We start from the raw sequence: 19,404 nt of genomic DNA on the forward strand, positions 1-19,404 counted from the left end.
CTTAAACCCACTTCGGCAGCGAGTGCAGCCACTCGACCGAGCGCCTGATTCCCTCGGCCAGGTCTATCTCCGGCGCAAATCCAAAGTCCTGCCGGGCCTTGGCGTTAGGAAACTCCTGGTCCCTCCCCAGCAGGTAGACCGCGTGCCGCGTCAGTTGTGGACGTCCCGGCAGTCCCAATGTCCCGTGCGGAAACTCCATCGCACGCGCCAGCAGCATCGCCGACTGAAACGACAGCTTCAGCCATGGCGTTCTGTACCCCAGCCCCGCCGCCAGCCCCTCGACGTACTCCCGCCACGTCCCGCCGGTTCCATCGGAGATGTTGTAAGCCCTCCCCAGCGTGCGTTCGCTCTGGGCCGCCGCCATCATGGCCTCGGCCACGGTGTCCACGTAGGTAAATCCCCCGGTGCGCTGGCCGCCGTCGATATACGCCATCAACCGTATGCGCAGCAGCTCCTCAAAGTCGGTGACAAACGCCTTGCCCCTCGGCCCGTAGATCGTCGCCGGACGGATGATGGTCACGGGTAGCCCCTGCTCCCGATGTGCCCGCCACGCGGCCTGCTCCCCCAGCACCTTCGTGTGGTTGTACCCCAGCCCCACATCCTGCACGAGTGCATCTTCTCCACACGGAACCAGCGGATATCCATACACATCCGTGGTGCTGACGTGGACAAACCGCTGGAGTTCGCTGGCTACAGTTGCGGCGGCCAGCATATTCTCCGTCCCGCGCACATTGGCATCGAAGAACATCTCTTTGGATGCCCAATCGGTTGAAGCGGCAGCGCAGTGAAAGATCTGCGTCACCCCGCTCATGGCTCGCTTCAGCGTCTCCAGATCGCCCAGACTCCCGGCCACCACGCGCACCGGCACATGGGCCAAGTGCCGCAGATCGGCCGAGGCCCGCGCCAGCACCACGACCTCATGCCCCCGGTCGGCCAGCAGCTCCGCCAGGCGTCCGCCCAGGAAGCCGCTGGCCCCGGTTACAAAGACGGCCACGCCTAGCTCTTCGACAACTTCTGGAAGGTATCCAGAACGTACTCCAGATGCGCCTTCGTATGCGCCGCCGTCACGCACAGCCGCAGCCGCGCCGAACCCTGAGCCACGGCCGGGAAGATCACCGGACAGGCCAGAATGCTGTGGTCGCGCAGTTTCCGCGCAAACAGCGCCGCCTGAATATCCTCGCCCATCACCACCGGAATCACCGCCGTCTCCGACAGCCCCGTATCGAAGCCCAGACTGTTCAGCCCCTCGCGCAGGAAGACCGCGTTCTCCTGCAACCGAGCCACCCGCTCCGGCTCCGACTTCAGAATCTCGATGCCCTTGCGGATCACCGCCGCCGCCGGAGCGCTCACCGCCGCCGAAAAGATAAAGGGCGACGCCGCGTGCTGCATATAGATCGCCAGCTCCTTCGACATCAATACAAACCCGCCCGTCGAGGGGATCGACTTCGCCAGCGATCCCGTCCAGATATCGATTCCCTCCGGCCCGATCCCGAAGTACTCATCGGTTCCCCGGCCCGTGCCGCCGATCACGCCGATCGAGTGCGCCTCATCCACCAGCAGGAAGCAGCCGAACTCCTTCTTGATCGCGATCAGCTCCGGCAACGGACAGATGTCGCCGTCCATCGAAAACACGCCGTCCACGATAATCAGCGTCCGATTCGCCGGAGCGCCGCCCCGCAGCTCCTCCCGCAGCGAGTCCATATCGTTGTGCCGATACTTCTGCACCTGCACCCCAGCCATCTTGCACGCGTCCAGCAGGCTGCGGTGGCACAACGCGTCCAGAACCACGCGGTCCGCCGGTCCAAACAGCGACGTAATCACGCCCAGGTTGGCCATATAGCCCGAGCTGAACGCCAGCGCCGCCTCGGTCCCCTTCAGCCCAGCCAAATCCCGTTCCATCTCGTGGTGCAGGTCGAGCGTCCCGGTCAGCAACCGCGCGCCGCCCGTGCCTGTGCCGTACTTCTTCACAGCTTCAATCGCCGCCTCATCAATCCGCGGATCGCCGATCAGCCCCAGGTAGTCGTACGAGGACAGCATCAGCATCTGCCGCCCCTCCGTGCTGATGATCGGCCCCGTCTTGCCCTCAAGCGGCACTTGGAACGGATAAGCATCCGCCGCGCAGGCCATCGCGGTCGACTCGAAGAGCCGCCGTCCACGCGCGTCGAGCAGGTCGTCCTTCTTGAAGTTCCACTTCCGCTCACTCGCGAAGTAGCCCTTGAAGATTCCACCGGAAGAAGAGGCAAGCCCCGTCTTGCAATCCGTCTCTAGCCCGGCCGGGACCTCGTGCTGTACCCGCTCCGTTCCATGCTGTTCGTGCTGAGAAACCGTCATTGATTCATCACCTTCACACCGATGCTACAAGGAACAAGCAAAACCAGGAAATCTAAGAATGAATCGGAGAAAAAATGCCGGTAAAAAGCTGCAACCGCAGCTCTTACCGGCAGTCTCGACCAATGAGGTTTTGCAGGTCTTTGCCTGCCTGTCCCCTGCCTATCCTTTGATAGACGGCTGAATCACCGGCATGGCAGCAACCGCGGCTTTGATCGCCTCATTCTTCTCCAGCAGTCCCAGCAGCGCCTCCGTCAGCCGTTCATCGGTATCGGCGGCCTGCTTGATCTGCACCGGAAAGCGCGCCCAAAGCTGCAAAACGCCGCCCACCAGTTGCAGCCGGGACTCGACTCCCGGAGCCACAATCGAGGTCTGCATCCACTGCTCGACGTCGCGGTGCTGCTGCTCGATTCCCCCCCGATAGGTGTCATAGATCCCCTGCACCACCTTCAGGATGGCGTCGCTCGCCGTCTTATAGTCCGCCGTCTCCGTGAGCTTCACGATCAGCTCGTGCCAGGCGTATTCCGTGCCCGGAATCTGCTTATAGAGCGGAGCGCCCGCCTGAAACAGTACCGCGTTCGAAAAGACCGCGACACGCCCCGTAGGGTTCAGCTCGGTCCCGGTCCCCGCCAGCTCCATCATGTAGAAGCGGACCAGCCCCACGTCGATCACATCCCCGGTTACCGAGGCGATCGTGATCCGATCACCGACCTTGATGCCGTACCGGCCGATGATGAAGAAGTACGCGGCCACCGACAGTAGAATCGTCTGCAAACCGACCGCGACGCCCGCCGTGATGAAGCCCGCAAAGGTAGCCAGCGAGTTGAACTGCGTCACAAATCCAAAGAGCAGCACAATCGCCGACAGGAATCCGACAACCGTCCTGCGCATCAGCATCACCTGGCGGCGGCGGCGCATATCGCGGACATATTTGTTAGTCGCGTGCGTCCATACCTCGCCCCCGGCAAAGATCACCGCCAGCGCCACGGCCATCACCAGCAGACGCAGCAGCAGCGCGTGGAGAATGCTCTTGTACTCCCGATCCACAGCCGCCTTCCACGCCGTCAGGTTGGCCCGGTTGCGCTCGAGAACGATGATCTCCTGGCTCAGCGGCACGCTGGCAGTGGAGAGCGCCTTGAATGTAGTAGCAATGGACCCAAGGCTCTGGTCTGTAGAACCTGGAGCAGCCGCATCCGGAGCCGCAGCCTTGGGAGCAGCAGCGACCGGAGCCGCAGCACCCTTCTTCCCCTTAGCCGGAGCCGGAGTTGCGACCACAGCCGGAGGAGCATCGGCCACCTGCTGCGAGAGCTGCTGCCCCCGCCCGATCAGCCCGCGCAGAATGCTGGAGATCGGCGTCCGCAGCGCCAGCGCCTGCTGGTGCAGGCTATCGTTATCGTGAATCAGGCCATCCAGCGTATGCTCCGAGCTAAGCAGCTCAAACAGCGCAATCGTCTGGCTGCTGACGCCGGAGGAGCGCGCCGCATCGAGCGTCGTCAACTGAGCGGCCACCGGAGCGGTCTTGCTGTTCAGCTCCGGCACGCTGCGCTGCAGGCTCTCTATATCCGCCCCCAGCCCGCTGTTCCCCTTCGCATCCGAGATGCCCGTAATCTTCTGCAGCGCGTCCTTCATCGCATTCGCGAGATCGGTCGCCTCGCCGACCTGCTTCCGCTGCTGCACCAGCGCCGCATGGTCCTTCGGCCTGGCCGTGGCAATCTGCTGATCCAGCGCATCTCCGCGTGTCTTCAGGTCGGCTAGCTGCTTATCTATGTTGCTGGCCACCGTCTGCATCCGCTGCTGCTCGGCAGACCCCGCGGATTCGGTCGCACCGCCCTGATGCTTCTGATACGAGGCCATCAATTCGGCCTCGGCCTTGGCCGACTGGAAAGCGAACTCGGCCGCCTGGCTTACCAGCGCCACGGCCTGCTCGCGATAGACGATATCGTTCGGCTCGCCCATCTTCTGCACCGGAGCCGTAGACTCCCGGTAGAAGCGGAGCACCGAATTCAGGTGGGCCAGAACATCCTGCCCCCGCGCCTTGAAGTCGACCGGCGGCTGTTGCTGCTGCTGTTGTTGCTGCGACCAGGCGATGTGACCCGCCTCAAAGACTCCGGACAGCGCAAGCGCCATCGCGGCATAAACCACCGGCTTTCTGCGAAGAGCGCGGGGCATCCATGCGCCCTTCCGGGCATTACCTCTTCGTTCTGCTACTGATGCTGGCTTTAAAGCTCGTTCCATTGACCCTCGCAGATGCGTTTTGATTCCATCCAATCTTAGATACATAAAACCTGGAATGGATTGCCGCCCCACGCCGCATTGCATCAACAATCCTGATGAAGACGAGATGCGCCTCCAAAACAAAGGACTAAGCCATGCTTCATGTCGGAGTCATGCTCAAGCCTCTATGATGGAAGGGTTGGCATGAGGCAATGGAAGATGTGTCTGCACGCATCCCATCCATAAATGAACGCAAGAAAAACAGGAGCAAGCAATGTCGAAGACAGAATCCACCATGGTCACCCTGGGCACCGTCGCCCCGCCCTTTGAGCTGACCGACATCGTCACCGGCCGCGCCGTGAGCCGCGACGACGTCTTCGCGGGCGACTATCGTGGCCTGCTGGTCATGTTTATCTGCGTCCACTGCCCCTACGTCAAGCACGTGGAAGAAGAACTGGCTCGCATCGGCGTGGACTACGAAGGCAAGATCGCCATCGCCGCCATCTCCTCGAACGACATCGAGACCTTCCCCCAGGACGGCCCCGAGTCTATGAAGGAGCAGGCCGAGCGCCTGGGCTTCCGCTTCCCCTACCTCTTCGACGAGAGCCAGGAGGTCGCCCGCTCCTACGACGCCGCCTGCACGCCCGACTTCTTCCTCTTCGACGCCGACCTGAAGCTCGTCTACCGCGGACAGCTCGACAGCAGCCGCCCCCGCCGCCGCGACTCCGGCAACGACCTGCCGGTCAACGGGGAAGACCTGCGCCGCGCCATGGACGACGTCATCCGCGGCGTCCAGCCCAGCACCGAACAGATCTCCAGCATTGGCTGCAACATCAAATGGAAGTCTTAAACAAGATCAATCAGATTCAGAAACGAGCCCACGCGTGACCACTGTACTGGACAACCTGAAGGCCGGGATCCGGCGCTTCGGCCTTGAGATCTACCCAGCCGCCGCCGAGCTGTACCAGAAGGCGGCAATCGAGCCGCAGCAGCCCCACACTCTCATCGTGGCCTGCGCCGACTCGCGCGTGGAGCCGCACGTTATTACCCAGTCCGGCCCCGGCGACATCTTCGTCACCCGCAACGTCGGCAACCTGGTCCCCCAGTACGGCGAGATGCTCGGAGGCGTCAGCGCCGTCATCGAGTACGCCGTAACGGCCCTGAAGGTGCAGCACGTCGTCGTCTGCGGCCATAGCGACTGCGGGGCCATGAAGGCCCTGCTCGATCCGGCCTCGACCGTCCCCATGCCCGCCGTGGCTCACTGGCTGGGCAACGCCGCCGCTGCACTCGACGAGGCACTCCCCCGCGACCTGCGCGGCCAGCCGCTCAGCGACGAGGAGCGCGCCAAAATATTGCGACGCCTCACCGAAGCCAACGTCGCTCTCCAGATGCGGCATCTGAGCACCCACCCCTCGGTCGTCAAAGCCATGTCCAGCGGTGAACTGACGATCTCCGGCTGGGTCTACGACATCGCCACCGGCCGGGTCCGCATCAGCGAGGACGGCGAGCAGGCCTTCCACGACGTCCCCCTCATCGACCTGGCTGAAAGCTGGCCTGAAAAGTAATGCCCCCTCAGGCCGTCACCGACCCCGTCATCAGCAGCGAGTTCACCGTCACATGCTCCAGAAAGTTCAGCTTCAGCCGCAGCGAGAGAATCTGGTTCTGCGCCTCGGTAAACCCGAACTGCTGACGGCAGTTACACAGCTCGGTCAGCAGGTCCTGGGTCACCCGGGTCAGCTCCACGCCATTGGCGGCCAGGTTCGCATACAGCTCCACGATCCCCCGCAATTGGATCTCGATATTCAGCTCCACCACGTTGGCCGCCACGGTCGTCCGCTCTAATATCCAGCCGCCCGAGTCCGTACACGCCAAGTCCAGCGCAGGCATGGCGTCCACGCGATCCTGGTAACAGAAGCCTTGAAGGTCAAGTGAGTGGCTGGTCAACATCGATCCTCGTTCGTGAGATGCAACGCGCTCTGGCGTCCTCGGTATACCTCATCGGATAAGCGCAAGGCCTCGCCATCGTGAAATCGACAGATTCCCTCCAGTAGTCACGTGACTGGCGGGTAGCCCCGTAACAATTACAACATGATGAATTGCCACGCGATACATTAGGAGCGGGAGAAATACAGCCATGGTGGTAGGTTTGGGAACGGATATCACCGAGATCGCGCGTATAGAAAAAAGCCTGGCCCGTTTTGGGCAACATTTTCTCGACCGCGTCTTCACCGCCGGAGAGATCGCCTACTGCCAGCGCAAAAAAGCCGCCGCCGAGAGCTTTGCCGCGCGCTTCGCCGCCAAGGAGGCCGGGGCCAAGGCACTCGGCACCGGCATCAGCCGCGGCGTCTCCTGGCAGGAGATCGAAGTCCGCCGCGAGCCCGGCCAAAGGCCGACCCTGCACCTGAGCGGCCGCGCCGCCGAGCGCGCCGCCAGCCTGGGCGTGAGCCACATCTCCCTCAGCCTGACCCACAGCCGCGACCTGGCGATGGCCGTAGTCATTATGGAGACAAGCTGAAGCCCGCACCTAACCGGAAATAGATACCCGCTGCCGACCAACGGGAGGCCCTCAGCAGCCAATTCCCCCCATACCACCCCGAGAACAGTACGAAGTACCCGAAGTACCTGAAACGTAGGCCAATGAACGTGCATCTATCCTAATAAAGTCATAAGCCGTTACCGGGAAAACGAGGCTATCTTGTTGCAGCGGCCTTCCTTCGCCGTCAGCAGTCGTCATGTATTCTCGGACGTATCGTAAGCTTTTCAAGTATCAGGATCGCAGTTCAGATCCCAACATCTTCATGTTGTCCCCGGATTCAGGAGCCAGAAAACGCTATGCCCAGCCAGCAGGAGGTCCAGTGGTCGCAACTCAAGGTCGGCCTGATCGTCGTGGTCGCGACCGTGATTCTGGTAACGCTGCTGTTCCTGATGACCAGCGCCTCCGGGCTTGGAATCCTCTCGAAGAAGCTGACCATCACGGTCTACTTTGAGAACGCCGCCGGTCTGAAGGAGGGCGGCGCGGTCAACCTGCAGGGCGTCACCATCGGCTCGGTCAAGACCGTCACCGTAGTCACCGACCCCGCGCACAAGCTCACCCCGGTGCGCGTCACCCTCAAGCTCGACCAGAAGTACGCCTCCAGCCTGCACACCGATTCGAAGGCATCTCTGACCACCGTGGGTGTGCTGGGCGACACGGTCGTCGATATCAACAGCCAGACCGCCGCCGGTCCGCCGTTGCGCGACGGCGATGAGCTGCACACGCTCGAGACCCCCAGCCTGACCGACGTCGTCAAGGCCAGCCAGGGCACCATCGAGCAGCTCAACGTCATTCTCGCCAAGATGAACACCGTCGTCGACAACTTGCAGGCGGGCAAGGGCTCCATCGGCCAGCTCATCAATAACCCCGACCTCTACAACAAGGTCAACGCCACGGTCGAGGAGCTGCACAAGCTCGAGACCAACCTGAACAACGGCCGCGGCACGGTCGGCAAGCTAATGACCGACGACACGCTCTATAACCGGCTGAACAACACCGCGGGCACGCTCGAGCACATCGCGGGCGAGCTGAACAGCGGCAAGGGCACGGCAGGCAAGCTGCTCAAGGACGAGACGCTCTACAACAACCTGAACCAGACCCTGACCCAGACCAACGCCCTGCTCGCCGACGTGCAGCATGGCAAGGGTGCGGCCGGGATGTTAATCAGCGACCCGGTCTTCGCGAAGCAGCTAAGGGAGACCGTCGCGCACGTGGACAGCCTGGTAAAGGGCGTCGACGAGGGCCGCGGCACGCTGGGCAAGCTGGCCACAGACGACCAGATGTACACCAACCTGAACAAGACCCTGACCGAGAGCACACTGCTGGTCCAGACCATCCGGCAGGACCCGAAGAAGTACCTGACGATCCACCTGAAGGTCTTCTAGGGCATCGTCCTCATCAACGGCCTCCTGCTGAGTCCAGCGGGAGGCCGTTGATGTTTCTGTCAGCGGAGGAATCTGCCTCTGTCTTTGCCGCTATTTCTGGGGGCAGATCGGAGCGTTAGTCCCCGAGACACGCCTTCATCTCCCGGCCGATCCCCGGCCCGAATCAAAAATGGATCAACACGATACACCCGGAGGCCGCCAGGGTCTTCCCCTAAAGCAACCATGCCAAGCTCCGAATCTGCCTTCCTCCCATCCGCCAAGGCTCACGAATTTCCCCTTGGATGCCGGAATGAGCACCCCGGAAGTGGCACAAACTCTCGACTGCTTCTACAATAAATCGCAGGAACAGATCCCCAGAGAGTTTGCTCGCACTACAGAATCGATCGGTAACGAACGGTTCGCGAGGATGAAGGAAGCGCATGACGTTCAGCAGGATTGGCCGGATCATTTTAGGCCTGGTAGCATCGGCGGCACTCGGTTTAGGTATGACGGCGTGTGGTGGCGGCACGATCGGCTATATGTGGGTTCTGGGCACGCAGCCGAACCAGAGCACCGGCATCATTACCGGATTCAAGATCGACCATTACACGGGCAACCTGACGGCTATTCCGCACTCGCCCTTCAGCTCGAATGGAGCCAATCCGGTTTCGCTCGTGGTTAAGTCCGGCGGCCGCTTCGTCTACGTCATCAACGCCGGGACCCCGGCCTCCGGCTCCGCTGCCGCCGTTCCGGGCAACATCGCGGTGTACAGCGTCGGCGGCGACGGCACGCTGGTCTTCCAGCTGAGCTACTCCAGCCAGGGCTCGAACCCGGTCTGGGCCACCATGGACTCCACCGGAACCTACCTCTACGTGCTGGATCAGGATGCTCCGGCCGAGTCTGGTCCCACCGCGGACAAGCTCTGCCCCGATCCCACCACCACCTGCGGCGACATCACGGCATTCTCGGTCGCGGCCGACTCCGGGCGCCTGACCCTGCTGCTGAACGCGGCGGTCAAGTATCCCGCCAGTGATCCCAACGGCAAGGGCACCCAGCAGCTACCCTACTTCCCCGTCGGCATCAAGCCGACTATGGTGAAGGTCGGCTCCAACGGCTGCGTCTATGCCCTCTCCGATCAGTCGGTTTACCCCCTGGCTTCGGGCAGCGGCGGACAATTGACGGCGGCGACGACGGGACCCTTCACCATCACAGGTGATACCCCCAATCCCATCAAATTCAGCTCCATCAACACGGGCGGCACCTACGTCTACCTGACCGACGTCGCCAACAACAGCATCTACCCTCTGACCGCCGGCGCCTCCGCCTGCTCGCTGAGCGTGGTAAACCCCGGTGTTGTGGCGAACCTGCCCCTGACCTCGAATCCGGTCAACTCGCTGACGAGCTCGGACGGCAAGTACCTGTACGTGGTCAACCAGTCCTCGACCAGCGATCCCCAGACTCCGTCCAACAGCACCATCTCGGCCTTCTCGATCGACGCAAGCAAGGGCCAGTTGCAGCCGCTGGGCGATTCCAACAACCCCTATGCAAACGGCTCCGGCCCGACCTGCATCGTGGAAGATCCGTCGAGCGAGTACATCTATACCTCGGACCGCACCAGCCAGACCGTTACGGGCCGCATCATTCAGCAGACCAATGGCCTGCTTCAGCCGCTGCATCGCGGATCTACCTTCACGTTGCTGGGGCCGCCGAGCTGCCTGGTCATCAGCCCGAACGTGAACTAGCCGGTCCCGTTCACCGGACCAGTGGAAGTGGCCTTTGGAGTCCGCTACCACGTGTTGTTGAGCACGTGGTAGCGCATGGAAGTTTTGAGCAGCAGCAGTTGCGGGCGGTACGAAGCCCGGGGGAAAAGGAAGCGCATGAAGTGGACTAAACTGGGCCGTGGTGCAAAGGCTCTCGCAGTATCTCTGGCATTAGGACTCGGGGTCACGGCCTGCAGCCGCGACTTTACCGTGGCGTACCTCTACGTGACGACAGCGAAGACGAATCCGGGGCTTATCAACGCCTTCACGATCGACTATCAGCTCGGTTCGCTGGTACCTCTCGCGGACTCGCCCATTCCCTCGGGGGGCAAGAACCCCGTCGGCCTGGTGGTCTCGACCAATACGAGCTACACCAAGGGCGGTCAGCAGTTCGTCTATGTCATCAACCACGATGACTCCTCCGTGGTTCAGTTCTCCATCGGAACCGACGGCAAGCTCTTTCAGGCGAATACCTACGACGTCGTCACCAACGCCTCGAAGAGCATCGTCGGCAGCCTGCCGACGGGCATCGCGATGGACTCGACCGATACGTTCCTTTACGTGACCTTTACCTACCAGAATGGGTTCTCGCCCGCCAAGACCGGACCCGGTGGCGTCGCGGTCTTCCCGATCAACACCGATGGAACCCTCGGCACCCCAGTGACCAACACCTCGGTCGGAACTACGGCAGCGAATCCGCTACCCTACTTCCCCGTTGGCAACAATCCGGTCGCCGTCTCTGTCGCGAACAGCTTCTGCCTTCCCGATGTCTCCGGCGTCACCTATACGACCAAGGCCTGCACCACCACGGCTCAGGCGGCAGGTCATTTGACCATTCCTAGTGTTTACGTAATCGATCAGGACTCCGTAGGCGGCGTTCCCACCGGCGTCATCATGGCATTCCAGCAGGGTGTGGACGGCAGCGGCAACCCCGCTGGCAACCTCGTTCCGGTCAACGGTCCCCTGCTCGGCGGATACAAGGCAGGTTCAGTTCCCTCCGCGATCGCTGTGGAGCCCACCGGCCGCTATGTCTACGTCACCGACCGCGCCACCAACCAGGTATTCGGCGATGTAGTGGGAGCCAATGGAATCCTGACGCCAATGGTCAACGCCCCGTTTGCAACCGGCGTTCTTCCGATGGGCATCACGGTCGATCCACGTGGACTCTTCGTGTACGTCTCTAACTTCAGCGACTCCAGCGTATCCGGCTATGCGATCAACACCGCCAACGGCGCTCTCTCGGCCAGCGGTTCGGCGACGCAGACCGGAACGGGACCGACCTGTGTGACCATCGATCCGGCTGTCGGAAAGTACGTCTACACCTCCAACAACCTGGACAACTCGGTTTCGGGTATGCAGCTCAATCCGACTACCGGCGCGCTGACCCAGATCCAGGGAACTCCCTACCCTGCTTCTGGTCTGCCGAGCTGTGCAGCGGCGGCGGCGAGCAGCTCTCACGCCACCCAGGTAGTAACCCCCTAGTCTTGACTGGGTTGGTTTTACGGGAAAGGCCCCGCCAATGGCGGGGCCTTTTCCGTTCTCTTCCGGGCAGTACTTGTGCTCAGGGAAGAGTCCCTCGCAGCGTACAACACCGCACGAAGTGCCGGTCTTTCGAGCGCAGCAACAGCACGAAGCGCCCCGGCGTGAGGACGCTGCTGCTGTTGCCTGTTTTCCCGGTTGTTCTTCAGGAGCGAAGCGGAGGAATCTGCTTCTGTTTTTGCTCTTGACGTTGTTTCTGGGGAGGCATGCTTTCTTCCCCCAAAGACAGCCGCCGACTATACGAGCTGCGGCTCCACAGCCTTTGCCGAAGCCATAGCGGCCTGCGGCCTGGGCAGCATCCGTCCCAGGATCAACTGCCGCATCGGCTTTTCAAAGAGGTTCATCACCGCATACGCCAGCACCAGCAGGAAGACATACGAGATCCAGGGGTCCCACTGCGCCACATGCAACCGCTCCGGCAGGTGGTACGCGTGAATCATCACGAAGACATTGAAGTGCAACAGGTAGAGCGCAAAGGTCGCCTCCCCCAGCTTGACCAGCGGCTTCCACGAGAACACCGCAGCCACGGGATTCGGCCCCGCCAGCCCCAGGGTCAGCATGGAAAACAGAGGCAGCAGGATGCAACCGTGAATCAACACATACGGCACACCCGCCGGAATCGCCTTCTGGAAGAACAGCCCCAGGCTGACCAGCGCGACTACGCACAGAACCAGCCTCTGCATCGACCCGAGCTTCAGCCGGAAATGCACCCGAGCCAGGATTCCCCCGGCGAGAAAGATGCACAAGTAGGACATGGGCCCGAACTTCAGCGCGCGCAGGTAGATCCCATACGAAAACCGGTTGATCGGCAGCGGCAGATGGTCCGGGTTGAAGACGATGTAGAGGCTGTGGGGAATCAGCCCGACGAGCCAGACCGTCAGCCCCAACAGGATCAGACGCGGAGCAGACCAGTTCCACATGCGGCTACGGGCGGCAGCGCGCAACATAAAGGGGAACGCCAGGTACAGCGCCACCTCCGCCGAGACCGTCCAGCCCACCGTGTTCCAGAAGGTTGCGATCGACGGGATCCATCCCTGCATACTGATCGGCGTCAGGAGCATCCCTTGCCAGAACTCCGCCCGCGAGCGAGCGTGCCACTCCTCCCCAACCATGGGCAGCGAGATGAGCAACGTCAGCAGGTAAGTAGGGTAGATGCGGGCAAAACGAGCGATATAAAAGTTGTAATTCCGCAGCCCCAGCGCCCGGTCGGCATAGTTATACGTCAGCACAAAGCCGGAGATCAGAAAGAAGAAGCCGACGAAGACATACGCATTATCGATGACCGGGTAGAGATAGTGCAGATGCTGCGGCGTGAAGTGGAAGAGAACGATATTCAGAGCCAGCAGCGTCCGCAACCCGGTGAGTGCCGGGAGTGGGGGCCTGCGAACCGGCGAGCTGGGGCTAACGGCGGACACTATCTTCCTAAACTATCTTTCTAGACGCGAGGGGTCGGGCTAAGTTGCACGACCTGCCTCACTATCTCTGCCTGCTCCCCAAAAGGAAGCAGGCAAAAACAGGCTATTCTCAGGATTGGATGATGGATTTGGGTTCCGAGGCAACGAAGATCAGGCCGTAACGAGCGACCCGAGCTGCTCTCCCGCGACGACGCGCGTAATATTTCCCTGCTCGCGCATCGAAAAGACCATCATCGGCATGTTGTTGTCGCGGCACAGCGAGACCGCCGTCGTATCCATTACCTTCAGATTGCGGCGCAGAATCTCGTCATAGGTGATGGTATCGAACCGGGTAGCGGTCGGGTCCTTCTTCGGATCGGCCGAGTAGATGCCGTCGACCGAGGTGGCCTTCAGCAGGATATCGGCGCTGATCTCCATCGCCCGCAGGCTGGCCGCCGTGTCGGTCGAAAAGTACGGATTGCCGGTTCCGGCGGCGAAGATGACCACCCGATTCTTCTCGAGGTGCCGAATAGCCCGCCGCCGAATATACGGCTCGGCGACCTCGTGCATCTCGATAGCCGACATGACCCGGCAGAAGAGTCCGCGCTTCTCAATCGCATCTTGCAACGCAATCGAGTTGATAACGGTGGAGAGCATCCCCATATGGTCTGCCGCCACGCGGTCCATATCAATGGCCTGCTGGGCGACGCCACGGAAGAAGTTACCGCCGCCCACCACGATGGCGATCTGGCAGCCAAGTGCGTGAATATCGGCGATCTCTTCGGCTACCTTGTGGATGAAAATGGCGTCAATGCCGAACCCCTTACCAGCTGCGAGGGCTTCTCCGGAGAGCTTGAGGAGGATGCGCTTATACATATCAATTTCAAGTATCGCATGGGGCCAAGGCTGCAAGAAGGGATCGCCCGGAACTTTGCACCGCCATCAGGCGTATCTTTCCAGCAAGGAGATTTGCGATGCAGAGCAGGATTCTCGGAACCACGATGCCGGTGCTGGAGGTGCTCCTTCAGCCCGGCGAGGCCGTCATCTCGGAGGCAGGCGAACTGAGCTGGATGAGCCAGACCATCCAGATGACCACCCACACCCAGATGGCGGGCGGCGGCGGCTTCTTCGGCGCCATCAGGCGTGTCGCAGGTGGCGGAACGCTGTTCATGACCGAGTACACCGCCCAGGGCTACCCCGGCGAGATCGCCTTCGCCACCAAGGTCCCCGGCCACATCCTGCCGATCGAGGTCGGCGTCGGCCAGGAGTTCCTCGTCCACCGCCACGGCTTCCTCTGCGCGACGTCCCACGTGCAGCTCGGCGTCGGCTTCCAGCAGTCGCTTGGCGCGGGCATCTTCGGCGGCGACGGCTTCCTGCTGCAGAAGATCTCCGGCAGCGGCACCGCGTGGCTCGAGCTCTCGGGCGAGGTCGTCGTCAAGGAGCTTCGCCCCGGCGAGACTCTGCGCGTGCACCCCGGCCACGTCGGCGCGTTCACCGCAGGCGTCAACTTCCAGATCACCCGCGTCCCCGGCATCAAAAATCTGATCTTCGGCGGCGACGGCATCTTCCTGGCCGCGCTGACCGGCCCAGGCCGCGTCTGGCTGCAAACCCTGCCCATCGCCCGGCTGGCCCACCAGATCCTCGAGTACGCCCCCAGCGAGGGCCGCGGCCGCAGCGTGCAGGAGTTGGGTGCGGCCTCGGTCATCGGCGGCGTCGTCGGCTCGCTGCTTGGTGGCAATGACCGCTAAGCGACCACAGATTCGGGTGCTCCATATCTCCATTTTGGGACATGGAGCACCCTCGTACATGGCCTCCAATCAGAACAGCCTCAGCCGTACCCTTACCTCGCTTCCGACCAATGGGAGACCCCATACAGCACGCACTCCCCGTACCGCCCCGAGAACCGTACGAAGTACCGTTGCGGATCACCACCACCGCAACGTAAACTCGCTGGCATGATCCGTCTTACGCGCCTCTTCCCTGCCGCCCTGCTTCTGGCCGCCCTGGCCACCTGCCCCCTCATTGCCAACGCGCAGGACTGGGCCAAGGCCCCACTCGCCAACAGCTCCCGCCACCGCGAGTACGTCCCCGTCACCCACGGCGGCCGCACCGTCAACGTGCTGGTGGTCTACCCCGAGGTCAAGGAGAAGGCCCCAACGGTCATCCTCATCCACGAGATCTTTGGCCTCAGCGACTGGATGAAGCTCGAAGCCGACGAGCTGGCCGCCAAGGGTTACATCGTCCTCGCGCCGGACCTGCTGAGCGGCCTCGGCCCCATCTCCTCCGCGGCCAAATCCGCCCCCGCCGCCCCCATGGACCACGCCCACATGGACGCCAACACCGGCGCAGCCTACATCCCCGCGACACCCGGCGGCACCGATGCCTTCCCCGATCAGGACGCAGTCGTAAAGGCCGTCTCCTCCCTCAACGCCGCGCAGGTCAACGCCGATCTTGACGCCGTAGCCGACTACGCCAGGACGATTCCGGCCTCAAACGGCAAGCTGGCCGTGGGCGGCTTCTGCTGGGGCGGAGGCAAGACCTTCGCCTTCGCCACGCATCGTAAGGACATCAAGGTAGCCCTGGTCTTCTACGGCCCCCCACCACCGGCAGCCGCAATGGCGGCGATCAGCGCCCCGGTCTACGGCTTCTACGCCGGACTCGACGCCCGCATCGGCGCCACCGTCCCCGGCACCGTCACGGACATGAAGGCAGCCGGAAAAACCTACGAGCCGATTACCTACGAGGGCGCAGGCCACGGCTTCATGCGCGCCGGTCAAGCCCCCGACGCCACCCCAGCCAACAAGAAAGCATGGGAAGAAGGCTTTACGCGAATGCAGGAACTACTCGCCAAGCTGAAGTGACCAGCCATCGCCAAACCACTCTTTCAAAGAAAAAGCCCAGGCATAAGCCCGGGCTTTTTCTTTGATGAGGTACCTAAAAACTACGCCTGAGCCTCTTCAGCAACGGCCTTGGTCTGGGCAACGGTCCAGTCCGGCGCGCCGACCTTGAAGCGGGCGAAGCGGCGAACCGAGATATTCTCACCCAACTTGGCAACCTTGCTGGCGATGAGCTGCGAGATCGTCTGGCTGGCCTCCTTGATGAACGGCTGATCGAGCAGGCAGACCTCCTCGTAGAACTTGCTCATCTTGCCCTCGAGGATCTTCTCGATGACATTGGCGGGCTTGCCCTGCATCGCGGGCTGAGCCAGGAAGACTTCCTTCTCGCGGTCGAGGTCAGCCTGAGCGACCTCCTCCCGGCCCACGAAGCGCGGGTCAGTCGCAGCAATGTGCATCGCGATGTCGCGGAGCAGCTCCTGGAAGTCCTCGGTGCGGGCCACGAAGTCCGACTCGCAGTTCAGCTCGACCAGCACGCCGATCTTGCCGCCGGCATGGATGTACGTGCCCACCGCACCCTCGTTCGTGGTGCGCGTGGCCTTCTTCGCAGCCGACGCCATGCCGCGCTTGCGCAGCACGACGAACGCATCTTCCATATCGCCCTTGGCCTCCTGCAGGGCCTTCAGGCAGTCGCCCATCGGGGCGCCGGACTTTTCGCGGAGTTCCTTGACGAGCTTGGCATCGATCTTCACTGCGGTATCGGTAGACATTGGCAATTCCTTCTCTTTTGAGCTTCGCTTAAAGTTATTTGTCTCTTTAAAAGTACGCCAGCGTTGTTACAACTCTGCAATGCGGTTGCACTCCCACAACGCGCAGCGAGGAGCCGGACGCAGAAAGAGCGTGGGCGGTTTGGGCCGGCGCCACGCTCTCTCTGGTGAGGTCCGTGTGGCTTAGGCAGTGGCTTCGGCGTGGACTTCCTCGGCCTCAAGCTCAGGCTCGGTGGCCGCAGCCGGAGCCTTCTTGATGCCGCCGCCCAGAGCCGCTTCGAGGTCGATCTCGCCCTCTTCGGCGATGTCCTCGGTCGAGGCTTCGGCAGTGCCAACGCTCTCGGCGATCGGCAGAGCATCGAACGTCTCGCCCTCTTCGCCGATGAAGTGCTCCTCGGTCGGCAGAACGCGAACGTCAGAAGCCTCGGTCGCGAAAGCGCGCTCCGAAACCATCTGGACACCCTCGGCAGCCGAGTCAGCCATCTTCATGGTGAAGAGGCGGATGGCGCGCAGAGCATCGTCGTTGCCAGGGATCACGTAGTCGACAACCGTCGGATCGCAGTTCGTATCGACCACCGCGACGACCGGGATGCCCAGCTTGCGGGCCTCGGCCACAGCGATCGCCTCGTTGTTGCTATCGACGATGAAGAGCGCATCGGGCAGCCGCTTCATGGTCTTGATACCGGCCAGATTGGTCGACAGATGCTTGCGCTCGCGCTCCAGCTTGATGACTTCCTTCTTGGTCAGCAGCTCGTAGCGGCCGTCGGTCGACATGTCGTCCAGCTCCTGGAGACGCTTGACCGATTTCTGCACCGTAACCCAGTTCGTGAGCAGTCCACCCAGCCAGCGGCTGTTGATGTACGGCATCCCGGCGCGCGTCGCCTCTTCGGCGATGGCATCCTGAGCCTGGCGCTTGGTGCCGACGAACAGGATCAGCTTGCCGGTCGAGGTCAGGTCGGTGACGAACTTCGACGCTTCCTTGAACATCTTCAGCGTCTTCTGCAGGTCGATGATGTAGATACCGTTGCGCTCGCCGAAGATGTACTCCTTCATCTTGGGGTTCCAACGCTTGGTCTGGTGGCCGAAGTGCACGCCTGCTTCGAGCAGTTCCTTCATCGTAATGCTTGCCATAATAGGCTCCTGTTTTGAGACCCGCCCGGACGGGCTCTGATGGGCCTGGTGTCCGCGGTCTGGATTGATCCCTGGCGAAAAAGCTTCGGGAGATTTGACTCCTTGCCTCCGATGAAACCGCTTCGGAGGGTGTTGCGAAAGTGATGCGTTGCGGGCTGTATGTTATGTGTTTTCTTCGCAGTACACACAACATACAACCCACAACATAAAACTCTTTAGCGCTTGGAGAACTGGAACCGTGCGCGAGCGCCCTTCTGCCCGTACTTCTTCCGCTCCTTGCCGCGCGAATCGCGGGTCGTCAGGCCCTCGGCCTTCAGAGCCTTGCGCAGCTCGGGGTTGAACTCCATCAATGCGCGGGCGATGCCGAGCTTAACCGCATCGGCCTGGCCCATCACGCCGCCGCCGCGAACGGTGGTCAGCACGTCGAAGGTCTCTTCGATACCGGCGATGCCGAGCGAGCGGCGAACCGCTGCACGCTGCTGCGCGGTGACGAAGTAAACGTCAACGTCCTTCTTGTTGACGACGAATTTGCCGCTGCCGGGGCGCAGGAAGACGCGAGCGATCGAGCTCTTGCGACGGCCGGTTCCGTAGTACTGAATCAGATCTGCCATGATGCTCCTATAAGCTGTGAAGCCAATCTCTTATGGGGACGAAAGTGTCCCGAACCCTGGCTGCAATTAGCCTTCGAGCGCAACCATCGCCTGAGACGCATTGCCCGTCTTCTTCGGCGCGTTGGAGGCGTGGAACTCGAGCGGCTGCGGCTGCTGGGCGAAGTGCGGGTGCTTGTCGCCCTTATAGACCTTGAGCTTGGTCGCCATCTGGCGTCCCAGCTTGCTCTTGGGCAACATTCCCTTGATCGCCTGCTCGACGATGGCCTCGGGACGACGCGCGAGCAGCTTGATGAAGCTCTCTTCGCGCAGACCGCCGGGGAAGCCGGTGTAGCGGCGATACATCTTCGAATCGCTCTTCAGGCCGGTCAGGACGATCTTCTCGGCGTTAATCACGATGACGTGATCGCCCATGTCGATGTACGGCGTGTAGAGCGGATTGAGCTTGCCCGAGAGGACCGAGGCGGCAGAGGTGGAAAGGCGGCCGAGCGTCTTGCCGGCGGCGTCGATCACGAACCACTTGCGCTGGATGTCTTTCCCGCTGGGGATCGTCGTGGTGTTGTTGAGATTGCTCATGGTGCGATGTACTCCTTGGTTCTGCTGTCTTCAGTTGGGCGCAGCGTGGTGCTTGAAGATGAGGCGCGATGTGGAACAAAACAAACGACGAGACAAGACCGTTCGCAGGAAAATTGTTGCCTGGCGGATGGTGTGCGAGCAGGAACTAACGTCCTGTGGCGACCTGACTGCCTGGATCGGCGCATTCGCACTGGTCTGGCGGGGCGATGGAGCTAACCGGCCGAACCTGCGGAGGCCTCACGAGCGACTGAACCGAGCCACATACTAGCAAGTAGACATGGAAAAGCACAGACGTGCAGACGCGAGACTGCGCGAGTTTCAAGGATATCCGTAGCGGAATCGAAAGTCAATAAGAC

The 19,404-nt window shown here is 61.9% G+C and carries 18 protein-coding genes; 8 read left to right on the forward strand and 10 right to left on the reverse strand.

What is annotated here, in order from left to right:
* Position 1: 1 nt before the first annotated feature.
* From FTO74_RS12795 to FTO74_RS12805, 3 genes are all read right to left on the reverse strand, one after another.
* Positions 2–994, reverse strand: a complete 993-nt coding sequence (locus FTO74_RS12795; RefSeq protein ID WP_162538497.1) for an NAD-dependent epimerase/dehydratase family protein — start codon at positions 992–994, stop codon at positions 2–4.
* A gap of 2 nt (positions 995–996) precedes the next feature.
* Complete coding sequence (locus FTO74_RS12800; RefSeq protein WP_162538498.1) at positions 997–2,331, reverse strand: aminotransferase class I/II-fold pyridoxal phosphate-dependent enzyme; 1,335 nt, start codon at positions 2,329–2,331, stop codon at positions 997–999.
* A gap of 159 nt (positions 2,332–2,490) precedes the next feature.
* Positions 2,491–4,497 carry a mechanosensitive ion channel domain-containing protein gene (locus FTO74_RS12805; RefSeq protein WP_162538499.1) on the reverse strand — a complete coding sequence of 669 codons (2,007 nt, stop codon included), beginning with the start codon at positions 4,495–4,497 and terminating at the stop codon, positions 2,491–2,493.
* Between the two features lie 319 nt (positions 4,498–4,816).
* Between FTO74_RS12805 and FTO74_RS12810 the strand changes: the two genes are divergently transcribed.
* Positions 4,817–5,392, forward strand: coding sequence for a thioredoxin family protein (locus FTO74_RS12810; protein ID WP_162538500.1), 576 nt, complete (start codon positions 4,817–4,819; stop codon positions 5,390–5,392).
* A gap of 34 nt (positions 5,393–5,426) precedes the next feature.
* Positions 5,427–6,107, forward strand: coding sequence for a carbonic anhydrase (locus FTO74_RS12815; RefSeq protein WP_162538501.1), 681 nt, complete (start codon positions 5,427–5,429; stop codon positions 6,105–6,107).
* 7 nt (positions 6,108–6,114) lie between these two features.
* Here the strand turns inward: FTO74_RS12815 and FTO74_RS12820 are convergent, their stop codons facing one another.
* Entirely contained in the window at positions 6,115–6,489 is a 375-nt protein-coding gene (locus tag FTO74_RS12820; RefSeq protein WP_162538502.1) for a hypothetical protein, read from the reverse strand.
* Between the two features lie 187 nt (positions 6,490–6,676).
* Here FTO74_RS12820 and acpS point away from each other — a divergent pair, with 187 nt between their 5' ends.
* From acpS to FTO74_RS12840, 4 genes are all read left to right on the forward strand, one after another.
* Positions 6,677–7,057, forward strand: coding sequence for a holo-ACP synthase (acpS, locus tag FTO74_RS12825; protein ID WP_162538503.1), 381 nt, complete (start codon positions 6,677–6,679; stop codon positions 7,055–7,057).
* A gap of 317 nt (positions 7,058–7,374) precedes the next feature.
* Positions 7,375–8,460, forward strand: coding sequence for an MlaD family protein (locus FTO74_RS12830; protein WP_162538504.1), 1,086 nt, complete (start codon positions 7,375–7,377; stop codon positions 8,458–8,460).
* Between the two features lie 419 nt (positions 8,461–8,879).
* Positions 8,880–10,181, forward strand: a complete 1,302-nt coding sequence (locus tag FTO74_RS12835; RefSeq protein ID WP_162538505.1) for a beta-propeller fold lactonase family protein — start codon at positions 8,880–8,882, stop codon at positions 10,179–10,181.
* A gap of 135 nt (positions 10,182–10,316) precedes the next feature.
* On the forward strand, positions 10,317–11,681 hold the full coding sequence (locus FTO74_RS12840) for a beta-propeller fold lactonase family protein (RefSeq protein WP_162538506.1): 1,365 nt from the start codon (positions 10,317–10,319) through the stop codon (positions 11,679–11,681).
* A gap of 293 nt (positions 11,682–11,974) precedes the next feature.
* On the opposite strand, the gene FTO74_RS12845 is transcribed toward FTO74_RS12840, so the two are convergent.
* Positions 11,975–13,153 (reverse strand): acyltransferase, encoded by a 1,179-nt coding sequence (locus FTO74_RS12845; protein WP_255462243.1) that lies wholly within the window; start codon positions 13,151–13,153, stop codon positions 11,975–11,977.
* Between the two features lie 150 nt (positions 13,154–13,303).
* On the reverse strand, positions 13,304–14,008 hold the full coding sequence (gene pyrH / locus FTO74_RS12850) for a UMP kinase (protein WP_162538507.1): 705 nt from the start codon (positions 14,006–14,008) through the stop codon (positions 13,304–13,306).
* 98 nt (positions 14,009–14,106) lie between these two features.
* Here pyrH and FTO74_RS12855 point away from each other — a divergent pair, with 98 nt between their 5' ends.
* Positions 14,107–14,880 (forward strand): TIGR00266 family protein, encoded by a 774-nt coding sequence (locus tag FTO74_RS12855; protein WP_162538508.1) that lies wholly within the window; start codon positions 14,107–14,109, stop codon positions 14,878–14,880.
* Between the two features lie 207 nt (positions 14,881–15,087).
* Positions 15,088–15,993 carry a dienelactone hydrolase family protein gene (locus FTO74_RS12860; RefSeq protein ID WP_162538509.1) on the forward strand — a complete coding sequence of 302 codons (906 nt, stop codon included), beginning with the start codon at positions 15,088–15,090 and terminating at the stop codon, positions 15,991–15,993.
* Between the two features lie 80 nt (positions 15,994–16,073).
* Here the strand turns inward: FTO74_RS12860 and FTO74_RS12865 are convergent, their stop codons facing one another.
* The 4 genes from FTO74_RS12865 to rplM all read right to left on the reverse strand — a co-directional run bounded on the left by FTO74_RS12865 (position 16,074) and on the right by rplM (position 19,048).
* Positions 16,074–16,736, reverse strand: a complete 663-nt coding sequence (locus tag FTO74_RS12865; protein WP_162538510.1) for a translation elongation factor Ts — start codon at positions 16,734–16,736, stop codon at positions 16,074–16,076.
* A 180-nt stretch (positions 16,737–16,916) separates the two neighbouring features.
* Positions 16,917–17,864 carry a 30S ribosomal protein S2 gene (gene rpsB, locus FTO74_RS12870; protein WP_162538511.1) on the reverse strand — a complete coding sequence of 316 codons (948 nt, stop codon included), beginning with the start codon at positions 17,862–17,864 and terminating at the stop codon, positions 16,917–16,919.
* 215 nt (positions 17,865–18,079) lie between these two features.
* On the reverse strand, positions 18,080–18,475 hold the full coding sequence (gene rpsI / locus FTO74_RS12875) for a 30S ribosomal protein S9 (RefSeq protein ID WP_162538512.1): 396 nt from the start codon (positions 18,473–18,475) through the stop codon (positions 18,080–18,082).
* Between the two features lie 66 nt (positions 18,476–18,541).
* Positions 18,542–19,048 (reverse strand): 50S ribosomal protein L13, encoded by a 507-nt coding sequence (rplM, locus tag FTO74_RS12880; protein WP_162538513.1) that lies wholly within the window; start codon positions 19,046–19,048, stop codon positions 18,542–18,544.
* Positions 19,049–19,404: the final 356 nt, after the last annotated feature.

The sequence above is a fragment of the Granulicella sp. WH15 genome, assembly GCF_009914315.1.
Taxonomy (GTDB): domain Bacteria; phylum Acidobacteriota; class Terriglobia; order Terriglobales; family Acidobacteriaceae; genus Edaphobacter.

What these genes read in the sequence shown, in the direction of transcription:
- FTO74_RS12830 (WP_162538504.1), top strand. Translation starts at nt 7,375, where the DNA reads ATGCCCAGCCAGCAGGAGGTCCAGTGGTCGCAACTCAAGGTCGGCCTG.
- FTO74_RS12855 (WP_162538508.1), top strand. Translation starts at nt 14,107, where the DNA reads ATGCAGAGCAGGATTCTCGGAACCACGATGCCGGTGCTGGAGGTGCTC.
- rplM (WP_162538513.1), bottom strand. Translation starts at nt 19,048, where the DNA reads ATGAGCAATCTCAACAACACCACGACGATCCCCAGCGGGAAAGACATC.
- FTO74_RS12840 (WP_162538506.1), top strand. Translation starts at nt 10,317, where the DNA reads ATGAAGTGGACTAAACTGGGCCGTGGTGCAAAGGCTCTCGCAGTATCT.
- FTO74_RS12860 (WP_162538509.1), top strand. Translation starts at nt 15,088, where the DNA reads ATGATCCGTCTTACGCGCCTCTTCCCTGCCGCCCTGCTTCTGGCCGCC.
- rpsI (WP_162538512.1), bottom strand. Translation starts at nt 18,475, where the DNA reads ATGGCAGATCTGATTCAGTACTACGGAACCGGCCGTCGCAAGAGCTCG.
- rpsB (WP_162538511.1), bottom strand. Translation starts at nt 17,864, where the DNA reads ATGGCAAGCATTACGATGAAGGAACTGCTCGAAGCAGGCGTGCACTTC.
- FTO74_RS12810 (WP_162538500.1), top strand. Translation starts at nt 4,817, where the DNA reads ATGTCGAAGACAGAATCCACCATGGTCACCCTGGGCACCGTCGCCCCG.
- pyrH (WP_162538507.1), bottom strand. Translation starts at nt 14,008, where the DNA reads ATGTATAAGCGCATCCTCCTCAAGCTCTCCGGAGAAGCCCTCGCAGCT.
- acpS (WP_162538503.1), top strand. Translation starts at nt 6,677, where the DNA reads ATGGTGGTAGGTTTGGGAACGGATATCACCGAGATCGCGCGTATAGAA.
- FTO74_RS12835 (WP_162538505.1), top strand. Translation starts at nt 8,880, where the DNA reads ATGACGTTCAGCAGGATTGGCCGGATCATTTTAGGCCTGGTAGCATCG.
- FTO74_RS12800 (WP_162538498.1), bottom strand. Translation starts at nt 2,331, where the DNA reads ATGACGGTTTCTCAGCACGAACAGCATGGAACGGAGCGGGTACAGCAC.
- FTO74_RS12865 (WP_162538510.1), bottom strand. Translation starts at nt 16,736, where the DNA reads ATGTCTACCGATACCGCAGTGAAGATCGATGCCAAGCTCGTCAAGGAA.
- FTO74_RS12805 (WP_162538499.1), bottom strand. Translation starts at nt 4,497, where the DNA reads ATGCCCCGCGCTCTTCGCAGAAAGCCGGTGGTTTATGCCGCGATGGCG.
- FTO74_RS12820 (WP_162538502.1), bottom strand. Translation starts at nt 6,489, where the DNA reads ATGTTGACCAGCCACTCACTTGACCTTCAAGGCTTCTGTTACCAGGAT.